General features: G+C 53.4%; 6 protein-coding genes. All 6 read right to left on the reverse strand.

Annotation, left to right across the window (positions count from 1 at the left end):
• A partial coding sequence (locus BCA33_RS16310; RefSeq protein WP_254774512.1) for a GTP-binding protein occupies positions 1–233 on the reverse strand: 233 nt, incomplete at its 3' end.
• 35 nt (positions 234–268) lie between these two features.
• A complete protein-coding gene (fusA, locus tag BCA33_RS16315) occupies positions 269–2,374 on the reverse strand; it encodes an elongation factor G (RefSeq protein WP_071267516.1) in 2,106 nt (701 codons plus the stop codon).
• 18 nt (positions 2,375–2,392) lie between these two features.
• Positions 2,393–2,863, reverse strand: a complete 471-nt coding sequence (gene rpsG / locus BCA33_RS16320) for a 30S ribosomal protein S7 (RefSeq protein ID WP_071267518.1) — start codon at positions 2,861–2,863, stop codon at positions 2,393–2,395.
• A 115-nt stretch (positions 2,864–2,978) separates the two neighbouring features.
• Positions 2,979–3,353 (reverse strand): 30S ribosomal protein S12, encoded by a 375-nt coding sequence (gene rpsL / locus BCA33_RS16325; protein ID WP_018405045.1) that lies wholly within the window; start codon positions 3,351–3,353, stop codon positions 2,979–2,981.
• Between the two features lie 161 nt (positions 3,354–3,514).
• Positions 3,515–7,729 carry a DNA-directed RNA polymerase subunit beta' gene (gene rpoC / locus BCA33_RS16330; RefSeq protein WP_071267520.1) on the reverse strand — a complete coding sequence of 1,405 codons (4,215 nt, stop codon included), beginning with the start codon at positions 7,727–7,729 and terminating at the stop codon, positions 3,515–3,517.
• 76 nt (positions 7,730–7,805) lie between these two features.
• The gene (rpoB, locus tag BCA33_RS16335; RefSeq protein WP_071267522.1) at positions 7,806–11,882 is read right to left on the reverse strand and encodes a DNA-directed RNA polymerase subunit beta; all 4,077 of its coding nucleotides are present in this window, start codon (positions 11,880–11,882) and stop codon (positions 7,806–7,808) included.
• Between the last annotated feature and the right edge of the window lie 188 nt (positions 11,883–12,070).

The raw sequence follows: 12,070 nt of genomic DNA on the forward strand, positions 1-12,070 counted from the left end.
TAGTGGCGTGCCGGTGAATCATACTCAACGTGGGAGGTCGCGATGGTAATACCACGCGCACGCTCTTCCGGTGCGTTATCGATCTGATCGAATGCACTCGCAGAACCCGTACCCCAAACTTCGTGACATACACGGGTCAGAGCAGCGGTCAGAGTCGTCTTACCATGGTCTACGTGACCAATAGTGCCCACGTTCAGGTGCGGCTTTTTACGTTCGAATTTAGATTTAGACACAGTTACACCTCTTCCTGTTACTTAAGTCCTGGGTATCAACCCTTTTTAATGATTGCTTCGGCAATGTTGTTTGGGGCTTCCGCATACCGCGAGAACTCCATTGCGTATGACGCGCGGCCCTGTGTCGCAGAGCGCAGGTCAGTCGCATAACCAAACATTTCCGACAACGGAACTTCGGCATTCACAGTCTTGCCAGCTGGACCGTCTTCCATACCCTGAATAAGGCCGCGACGACGGTTCAAATCGCCTACCACGTCACCCATGTAGTCTTCAGGCGTTACAACCTCTACCTTCATCATCGGCTCAAGTAGAGCCGGGTTCGCTTCCAGCGCGCCTTTTTTCATCGCCATGGAGCCCGCGACCTTGAACGCCATTTCGTTGGAGTCCACGTCGTGGTACGAACCGTCGTACAAGGTTGCCTTGATACCCAGCAGCGGATAGCCGGCCAGACAGCCGTTCTGCATCTGCTCCAAGATACCCTGCTGAACCGCCGGGATGTATTCCTTGGGAACAGCGCCGCCAACGATTTCGTTTACGAAGATAAAGTTCTCGCCATCTTCCACGTCAAGCGGCAGCGGATCAATCCTGACTTTAACGTGACCATACTGACCACGACCACCGGATTGACGAACGAACTTACCCTCGACGTCTACAGATTTGCGGATACACTCACGGTACGCAACCTGCGGCTTACCGATGTTTGCCTCCACATTAAACTCGCGACGCATACGGTCGACAAGAATATCCAGGTGAAGCTCACCCATACCAGAAATAATCGTCTGGCCGGTTTCTTCATCGCTACGAACGCGGAAAGACGGATCTTCCTGAGCCAATTTGCCCAGGGCAACGCCCATCTTTTCCTGATCTGCCTTGGAGTTAGGCTCAACCGCAACCGAAATAACCGGCTCCGGGAACTCCATACGCTCAAGGATGATTTTGTGATTCTCGTCGCACAAAGTGTCGCCAGTGGTCACGTTCTTCAGGCCGATTGCCGCAGCAATGTCACCCGCAAGAACTTCCTTGATTTCTTCCCGGTCGTTAGCGTGCATCTGAACCATACGGCCCACACGCTCTTTCTTGCCTTTAACCGAGTTATACACCGCGTTACCTGATTCCAGGGTACCGGAATACACACGGAAGAACGTCAAAGAACCCACAAATGGATCGGTGGCAATCTTGAACGCCAGCGCCGCGAACGGTGCCTTATCATCAACCGGCCGCGTTTCCTCGGTACCGTCTTCGTCTACTTCACCGCGAATGGCTTTAACTTCATCCGGAGCCGGCAAGTATTCGATAACAGCATCCAGCACTGCCTGAACACCCTTGTTCTTGAAGGCCGAACCACAGCAGGCAAGAACGATTTCGTTAGCAATAGTGCGCGCACGAAGGCCTTTCTTGATCTCTTCCAGGGTCAGCTCACCTTCTTCAAGGTACTTCACCATGTACTCATCATTGGCTTCCGCAGCTGCCTCGACCAAGAACTCGCGATACTTGGCAACTTCGTCCGCCATGTCTTCAGGAATATCGCCTAGCTCGTAGGTCATACCCTGATCGTCGCCGTTCCAGTAAATCGCTTTCATGCGAAGCAGGTCGACAACGCCGTTGAAGTTCTCTTCAGCCCCAATCGGTAGCTGCAGCGGAACCGGAGTAGCACCCAGGCGCTTCTTGATCTGCGCAACTACACGCAGAAAGTCTGCACCTGCACGGTCCATTTTGTTAACGAACACGATGCGGGGAACTTCGTACTTATTCGCCTGACGCCATACGGTCTCAGACTGCGGCTCAACGCCGGAAGATCCACAGAAAACAACCACAGCGCCGTCAAGAACACGCAAGGAGCGCTCAACTTCGATGGTGAAATCTACGTGCCCCGGAGTATCAATAACATTGATACGGTGCTTGTCGAACTGCTTATCCATACCCTGCCAGAAGGTGGTAACAGCAGCAGAAGTAATAGTAATACCCCGCTCCTGCTCCTGGGCCATCCAGTCAGTAGTAGATGCGCCATCATGGGTTTCACCCATCTTGTGACTACGACCGGTGTAATAAAGAATACGCTCGGTCGTGGTGGTTTTGCCCGCATCCACGTGCGCAACGATACCAATGTTTCTGTAACGTTTAATCGGAGTTTTGCGTGCCACTGTATAAACCTCGACTGATTAGAAACGGAAGTGAGAGAACGCCTTGTTGGCCTCTGCCATGCGGTGTACGTCTTCACGCTTCTTAACAGCGGAACCTTTGCTGTCAGCGGCATCAAGAATTTCACCAGCCAGACGCTGCGCCATAGACTTCTCGCCGCGCTTCCGTGAAAACTCTACGAGCCAGCGCATAGCCAGCGCGTTCTGACGGGAAGGCCGTACTTCTACCGGCACCTGGTAAGTAGCGCCACCCACACGACGGGATTTAACCTCAACCATCGGCTGAATGTTCTCCAGGGCCTTCTCGAACATCTCGACCGGCTCTTCCTTAGATTTCTCGGCAACGATTGTCAGAGCACCGTACACAATGCGCTCTGCAACAGCCTTCTTGCCGCTCTCCATCACGTGGTTGATAAACTTGGCAAGACGCGCACTGCCGAATTTGGGATCCGGGATAATTTCCCGTTTAGCTGCAACTCTTCTTCTAGGCATCGATAAGCCCTTATTTAATTAAAAGGTCTTCAGGAACCCCTGAGATAGCCATACGCTACTCAGCCTTACTCTTACCGTTCTGACAAGCAACGATAAAAGACACCCGCTTGGGATATCAGGACTTGGGACGTTTTGTTCCGTACTTGGAGCGACCCTGCTTACGGTTCTGTACACCTTGGGTGTCCAGTGTTCCGCGAACAGTGTGATAACGCACACCCGGAAGGTCTTTTACTCGACCACCACGGATAAGCACTACACTGTGCTCCTGAAGGTTATGACCTTCACCACCAATGTATGAGGAAACCTCGAAGCCGTTGGTCAGACGAACACGACACACTTTACGCAGTGCTGAGTTCGGCTTCTTCGGCGTTGTGGTATACACACGAGTGCATACGCCACGGCGCTGAGGGCATGCCTGAAGAGCAGGAACATCGCTCTTGGCTACCTTGCGCTTACGAGGCTTACGCACCAACTGATTAATCGTTGCCATGTAAGCAAACTCCAAAAAACCATATCAATGAAACTTACCCCCAATAAAGGGGGTAAAATTAAGGGTCGCAAGTTTAAGCCCGCGACCCTGGACAGTCAAGACGACTGTACTCTTTTTAACCACCTCCGCGTAAGTAACTACACGGAGACGGCCTGCCGACCTCAACCTCCGCGGTTGAGTTCTGCGCTCAGAGCTTCTTCAACGTCGGCCGCAGTAACGCCCTGCTCTTCCAGTTCGCGTTTACGGCGACGCTCGGCATGATAAGCCAAACCCGTTCCCGCAGGAATCAGTCGACCAACCACAACGTTTTCTTTCAGACCACGCAGGTAATCACGCTTGCCTGTCACCGCGCCTTCGGTAAGTACACGGGTTGTTTCCTGGAACGAAGCTGCCGAGATAAACGACTCAGTCGCCAGAGAGGCCTTGGTAATACCCAACAGCAAACGCTCGAACCGAGCCGGCTCTTTATCAGCTACATCCGCTGCTTCGTTGGCTTCCAGCACTCTGTTAATTTCTACAGAGTCGCCAGAAATCATCTGGGTATCGCCGGGATCGCTGATCTCTACTTTGCGCAGCATCTGACGAACAATCACTTCGATGTGCTTGTCGTTGATTACTACACCCTGCAGGCGATACACGTCTTGGATTTCGTTGGTAATGTACTTGGCCAACGCAACCACCCCCAACAACCGCAATATGTCATGCGGGTTGGACGGCCCGTCAGAAATCACTTCGCCCTTCTCAACGGTTTCGCCTTCGAATACGTTCATCTGGCGATGCTTGGGAATCAGAACCTCATAAGGATCTGAATCTTTCGGAGTGATTACCAAGCGCTTCTTACCCTTGGTTTCCTTACCGAAAGAAATCATGCCGCTGATCTCGGCAAGGATCGACGATTCTTTCGGTCGACGCGCCTCGAACAGATCGGCAACCCTTGGCAGACCACCCGTGATATCACGGGTTTTAGAGCTCGCCTGAGGAATACGTGCAACCACGTCGCCCAGCTCAATACGAGCACCATTGGCCATTGTGACCAGGGCGTTCGCTGGCATGAAGAAGATTGCCGCACCGCCACCCGGAAGATCAACGTCATTACCTGACTCATCAATCATCTGGATTGCCGGGCGAATATCTTTACCTGCCGCCGGACGCTCTTTCGGATCGATGATTTCCATGGTCGACAAGCCGGTAAGCTCGTCAGTCTGGGTACGCACGGTAATGCCCTGATCCATGTTAACAAACTGGGCCGTACCTTCCGCTTCCGCGATAATTGGGTGAGTGTGTGGATCCCATTTGGCAACCACAACACCCGCCTCAACTGCATCACCGTGCTTCACAGACAGCACCGCACCATAAGGGAGCTTGTACCACTCGCGCTCACGCCCTTGATCGTCGGCGATCGCCAACGCAGAGGAACGCGAAATAACAACCAATGAGCCGTTTGTTTTCTCGAGCGATTTCAGGTTGTGCAGACGTACCGTACCGCCATGCTTGACCTGAATGCTATCGACAGCAGACGCCCGGCTCGCAGCACCACCAATGTGGAACGTACGCATGGTCAGCTGGGTACCCGGCTCACCAATGGACTGTGCAGCGATAACACCCACAGCCTCACCAACGTTTACACGATGGCCCCGAGCAAGATCACGACCGTAGCACTTCGAACAGATGCCATGACGGGTCTCACAGGTGATCGCAGAGCGCACCCAAACCTCGTCCACACCGGCACCCTCAAGGGCCTCAATCATTTTCTCGTCCAGCAGCGTGCCGGAAGGAACAACGGCGTTGTCTTTGTCTATAGGAGTAAACGCATCCCGGGCAGTCACACGGCCCAGCACACGAGCACCCAAAGGCACAACCACGTCGCCGCCTTCGATGTGCGGCGTCATCAACAAGCCTTCTTCGGTTCCGCAATCTACTTCGGTAACAACCAGATCCTGGGACACATCAACCAAGCGACGCGTCAGATAACCGGAGTTAGCGGTCTTCAATGCAGTATCAGCCAGACCCTTACGAGCACCGTGGGTCGAGATAAAGTACTGAAGTACGTTCAAGCCTTCACGGAAGTTGGCGGTGATTGGCGTCTCGATGATTGAGCCATCCGGCTTAGCCATCAAGCCACGCATACCAGCCAACTGACGAATCTGGGCTGCCGAGCCACGAGCACCGGAATCGGCCATCATATACACGGAGTTAAACGACTCCTGCATGAGATCTTCGCCATCTTCACCTTTGACGGGCTTGCCGTCGGAGCCAATGACTTTCTCTTTGGCGAGGCGCTCCATCATGGCCTTCGAAACCTTGTCGTTTGCGCGCGACCAGATATCGATAACCTTGTTGTACTTCTCACCCTGGGTCAACAGACCCGACGCGTACTGAGACTCGATATCCTTCACTTCTTGGGTCGCGGCGTCTACCAGCTCATACTTCTCCGGAGGAATCTCGAAGTCATTGAAGCCGATTGAAATACCGGACACCGTCGCGTAGTGGTAACCCATATACATGAGCTGATCCGCGAAGATAACCGTTTCCTTCAGTCCAGCATCCCGGTAGCAAGTGTTGATCAGGTTCGAGATTGCTTTCTTGACCATTGGCTTGTTGACCAGGTCATAGGAAAGGCCGTCTGGAACAATGTCAAACAGCAAAGCGCGACCAACCGTGGTGTCCACGATCTTGTACTCTTCAGTACGCTCGCCGCTTTCCAGTATGGCAACTTCCTTTACCCGCACCTTAACAATAGCCTGCAGATCTACCTGACCAGCACCGTATGCACGGTGAGCTTCTTTGACATCGGCAAATACCATGCCCTCACCAAGCGCACTCTTACGCTCACGAGTCATGTAGTAGAGGCCAAGTACAACGTCCTGGGACGGCACGATGATGGGCTCACCGTTTGCAGGCGACAGGATGTTGTTGGTAGACATCATCAGCGCACGGGCTTCGAGCTGAGCTTCCAGGGTCAGCGGTACGTGTACCGCCATCTGGTCACCGTCGAAGTCGGCGTTGTACGCCGCACACACAAGCGGGTGCAACTGAATGGCCTTACCTTCAATCAGTACCGGCTCAAACGCCTGAATACCCAAGCGGTGAAGAGTCGGTGCGCGGTTTAGCATGATTGGGTGCTGACGAATAACCTCATCCAGGATATCCCAGACAACACCCTCTTCACGCTCAACCATTTTCTTGGCGGCTTTGATGGTCGTGGCCAAGCCACGATGCTCAAGCTTGGAGAATATGAACGGCTTGAACAGCTCAAGTGCCATTTTCTTCGGCAGACCGCACTGGTGCAGGCGCAAATAAGGCCCCACAACAATAACGGAACGGCCGGAATAGTCGACTCGCTTACCCAGCAGGTTCTGACGGAAACGACCCTGCTTGCCCTTGATCATGTCTGCCAGGGATTTAAGCGGGCGCTTGTTGGTGCCAGTGATGGCACGACCACGACGACCGTTATCCAACAGGGCGTCTACCGCCTCCTGCAGCATGCGCTTTTCGTTACGCACGATGATGTCCGGAGCATTCAGCTCAAGCAGACGCTTGAGACGGTTGTTCCGGTTGATTACCCGACGGTACAGATCGTTCAGATCCGAGGTCGCGAATCGACCACCATCCAAAGGAACCAGCGGACGCAGATCTGGTGGCAGAACCGGCAGCACGGTCATCACCATGTCGCCTGGCTTGTTGCCGGAATACAGGAAGGCCTCAAGTATTTTCAGGCGCTTGCTGAATTTTTTGATCTTGGTCTCGGAGTTGGTCTGAGGAATCTCTTCCCGCAGTGTGTCAACTTGCTCCTGCAGCTCAATGCCTTCAAGCAGCTCTTTAACAGCTTCGGCACCCATGCGGGCGTCAAACTCGTCACCAAACTCTTCCAGCGCTTCGTAGTACTGCTCATCGTTCAGCAACTGTCCACGCTCAAGCGTGGTCATGCCTGGATCGATCACAATGAACGACTCGAAATAAAGCACGCGCTCTATGTCACGCAGCGTCATGTCCAGCATCAAACCGATACGGGAAGGCAGTGACTTCAGGAACCATATGTGAGCGACCGGGCTGGCCAACTCAATATGTCCCATGCGCTCACGACGGACGCTTGCCAGTGCAACTTCAACACCACATTTCTCGCAGATCACACCGCGATGCTTGAGGCGCTTGTACTTGCCACACAGGCATTCGTAGTCTTTGATTGGACCGAAAATTTTGGCACAGAAAAGACCATCACGTTCTGGCTTGAACGTACGGTAGTTAATGGTCTCAGGCTTCTTAACTTCACCAAAGGACCAGGACCGGATCATTTCCGGTGATGCCAGCCCAATACGGATGGCATCAAATTCCTTGCTTTGGTTCTGGCTCTTGAGAAGATTCAGCAAATCTTTCATCAGTAAAAGCTCCGGATGGCGTTAATCTCGGGCGGGCACACCAGGTGCCCGCTCACGCTGCCAAAAACAATTCGGCTCACTCAGATTCCAGCTCGATGTCGATACCCAACGAACGGATCTCCTTAACAAGAACGTTGAAGGACTCCGGCATGCCGGGCTCCATGCGATGATCACCATCGACAATATTCTTGTACATCTTAGTCCGGCCGTTCACGTCATCAGACTTAACGGTGAGCATTTCCTGCAGCGTATACGCTGCGCCGTAAGCCTCAAGGGCCCACACTTCCATCTCACCGAAACGCTGACCACCGAACTGCGCCTTACCACCCAGCGGCTGCTGAGTAACCAGGCTGTATGAGCCGGTGGAACGGGCGTGCATCTTGTCATCGATCAAGTGGTTGAGCTTGAGGATATACATATATCCTACAGTCACCGGACGATCGAAGCGGTCACCTGTGCGGCCGTCGTACAACATGTTCTGCCCCGTTGTGCTGAGGCCGGCCAGTTCAAGCATATGCTTGACCTCGGCTTCCTCTGCACCATCAAACACCGGCGTGGCCATGGGAACACCACCGCGCAGGTTGTGGGACATCTCAAGGATTTCCTTGTCACTCAGGGAGTCCAGATCGACCTTGAACACCTCATCAGAGTGGTTGTAGATCTCGTCAAGCAACTTGCGTATCTCTGCAACCTTACGCTGCTCATCCAGCATTCTGCCGATGCGCTCGCCCAGGCCTTTTGCTGCCGCACCCAGATGGGTCTCGAGAACCTGACCTACGTTCATCCGCGAGGGAACACCCAGCGGGTTCAGAACGATATCAACGGTATTGCCGAACTCATCATACGGCATATCCTCGATCGGCATCACCGCAGAGATAACACCCTTGTTACCGTGACGGCCCGCCATCTTGTCGCCAGGCTGAATACGACGCTTGATCGCGAGGTAAACCTTAACGATCTTCAGAACGCCAGGCGCAAGATCATCACCCTGTTGTAGCTTGCCTTTTTTATCATCAAAGCGCGCGTCATGTTCTTTCTTGCGCTCCTCAAGCCCCTGCTCAGACTTCTCTAGCAGCTCATTCAGGCTTTCGTCCTGCATGCGCAGCTTGAACCAGTCTGAACGTGGCAGTTCAGCCAGGTAGCCTTCCTCAAGGCTGGCGCCTTTTTTCAGGCCCGGACCACTGATTACAGACTGACCCTTCAGTGCGTTCAACAGACGCTCAAACGTCGCACCCTCAACGATGCGGTACTCGTCCTTCAAGTCTTTGCGATACTGATTCAGCTGCTCTTTCTCAATAGCTTGAGCACGCTGATCTTTCTCGATACCGTCACGGGTAAAGACCTGTACATCGATAACGGTACCGCGGGTGCCAGTTGGCACACGGGAGGAGGTGTCTTTTACATCAGACGCCTTCTCACCAAAGATGGCTCTCAACAGCTTTTCCTCCGGGGTCAGCTGGGTTTCACCTTTCGGTGTTACCTTGCCTACCAGAATGTCTCCAGCACCTACTTCAGCACCTATGTAAACAATACCAGACTCATCCAGCTTGGCCAGGGCGCTCTCACCCACGTTCGGAATGTCCGCGGTGATCTCTTCGCTGCCCAACTTGGTATCACGAGCCACACAGGTCAATTCCTGAATGTGGATGGTGGTCAGGCGATCTTCCTGCACCACTTTCTCGGAGATAAGGATGGAATCCTCAAAGTTGTAACCGTTCCAGGGCATGAATGCGATACGCATGTTCTGACCCAAGGCCAGCTCACCGAGATCCACAGAAGGCCCATCTGCCAGCACATCACCACGGGCAATGACATCACCCTGACGAACAATTGAGCGCTGGTTGATACAGGTGTTCTGGTTTGAACGGGTGTACTTGGTGAGGTTATAGATATCCACACCAGCATCACCCGCCTCGGTCTCTTCGTGGTTAACACGCACCACGATACGAGCCGCATCAACGCTTTCGATGACACCGCCACGGCGAGCAGACACACAAACGCCGGAATCCTGCGCAACTGTGCGCTCAACACCGGTACCTACCAAAGGCACCTGGGAGCGTAGCGTCGGAACAGCCTGGCGCTGCATGTTCGCGCCCATCAAAGCCCGGTTAGCGTCATCGTGCTCAAGGAACGGAATCAATGAGGCCGCAACAGACACAACCTGACGCGGTGATACGTCCATGAAATTAACGCTTTCAGGAGGCATAACCGTTGTTTCGTTTTGATGGCGCACCGTTACCAGCTCGTCCATCAACCGCTTGCCATCGTCCATAGCCGCGCTGGCCTGGGCGATAACGTAATTGCTCTCTTCGATAGCCGACAGATAAACCAGCTCATCGGTTACCAGACCGCCCACAACTTTTCTGTACGGGCTCTCGAGGAAGCCGTAAGAGTTAGCACGTGCGTAGGTAGCCAGCGAGTTTATAAGACCGATGTTCGGGCCTTCTGGCGTCTCGATTGGGCACACGCGACCATAGTGGGTCGGGTGAACATCTCGAACTTCAAAACCAGCGCGTTCACGGGTCAAACCACCAGGCCCAAGAGCCGAGATCCGACGCTTGTGCGTCACCTCGGACAGTGGGTTGTTCTGATCCATAAACTGGGACAGCTGACTGGATCCGAAGAATTCCTTAACAGCAGCGGCAACCGGTTTCGCGTTGATCAGATCCTGAGGCATCAGGCCTTCACTTTCTGCCAAGCTCAGACGCTCGCGCACAGCGCGCTCGACCCGTACCAAGCCCACACGGAACTGGTTTTCTGCCATCTCGCCTACGCAACGCACACGGCGGTTACCCAGGTTATCGATATCGTCTACGTTACCCTGTCCATTACGGATATCGATCAGGGTCTTGAGGACATCGATTATGTCTTCGTGAGTCAACGTGCCTTCACCGGTACTCTCTTCCCGGCGCAGACGACGATTAAGCTTCATCCGACCTACCGCAGACAGGTCGTAGCGCTCCTCAGAGAAGAACAGGTTGTTAAACAAGTTCTCTGCCGAATCCTTAGTGGGTGGCTCCCCGGGGCGCATCATGCGGTAGATCTCTACCAGAGCTTCCAGCGGGCTGCGGGTCGGGTCGATACGCAGGGTATCGGACATGAACGGGCCGCAATCCAAGTCGTTGGTATAAAGAGTCTCGATGTCTGTTACGCCAGCATCCAGAATCTTGGTAACAACCTCATCGCTGAGCTCAGTATTACACTCAACCAGCATCTCGCCCGTGGCCTGATCCACCATATCCTTTGCCAAAACACGGCCATACAGATACTCGGTGGGAACCTCCAGCTCGTCAATACCAGCCTTTTCGAGCTGCTTGATATGACGGGCCGTGATCCGGCGACCTTCTTCAACGATTAGCTTGCCGTCGTTATCTTTGATATCAAACGTTGCAATATCACCGCGAAGCCGGCTTGGCACCAACTCAAGCTTACAATGCTCTGCAGCCAGGGTGAACTTGCTCGTCTCAAAGAACATTTCCAGCATCTGCTCGGAGGTATATCCAAGCGCGCGCAGAAGAATGGACGCAGGCAACTTGCGCCGGCGATCGATGCGAACGAATACGGCGTCTTTTGGGTCGAACTCGAAGTCGAGCCACGAACCACGGTAAGGAATCACCCGGGCTGAGTACAACAGCTTACCGGATGAATGAGTCTTACCTTTATCATGATCAAAGAACACACCGGGAGAGCGGTGGAGCTGGGAAACAATAACACGCTCAGTACCGTTGATAACGAAGGTACCGTTCTCAGTCATCAGGGGCATTTCGCCCATGTAAACTTCTTGTTCCTTGATGTCCTTGATCGCCTTATTGGACGATTCCCTATCGTAAATGATAAGGCGGACTTTCACTCTCAGCGGCGCCGCGTATGTTACGCCTCTAAGCTGGCATTCCTTGACATCAAATACGGGCTCACCAATGCGGTAGCTCACGTACTCGAGCGCAGCATTGCCAGAATAGCTGGCAATCGGGAATACGGATTTGAATGCTGCATGAAGACCGGTTTCCCGACGATCTCCAGGGGCGGCTTCCATTTGCAGGAAGTCCCGGAATGAATCCAGCTGAATAGACAGCAAATAGGGGACATCCATCACGGAGGGCAATTTACTAAAATCTTTGCGAATCCGCTTTTTTTCAGTGTAGGAGTAAGTCATCTGCATTCCCCAGCTTTAGACCTGATACCTGGTATCAAGAAGCAACCAATGTTCTGCTTCGGGGCCGAATTGCTCGGCTTTTCGCGCCGTCTTAAACAAAGACTCTGGTAACCGGTTGCAGGTCTAAAACCAACCTGCGCGTGCAAACCAGACTCTATAGCATATACAACAGAAAAAGGCCGGTGGCA

Source organism: Marinobacter sp. AC-23 (genome assembly GCF_001858325.1).
Lineage (GTDB): Bacteria > Pseudomonadota > Gammaproteobacteria > Pseudomonadales > Oleiphilaceae > Marinobacter.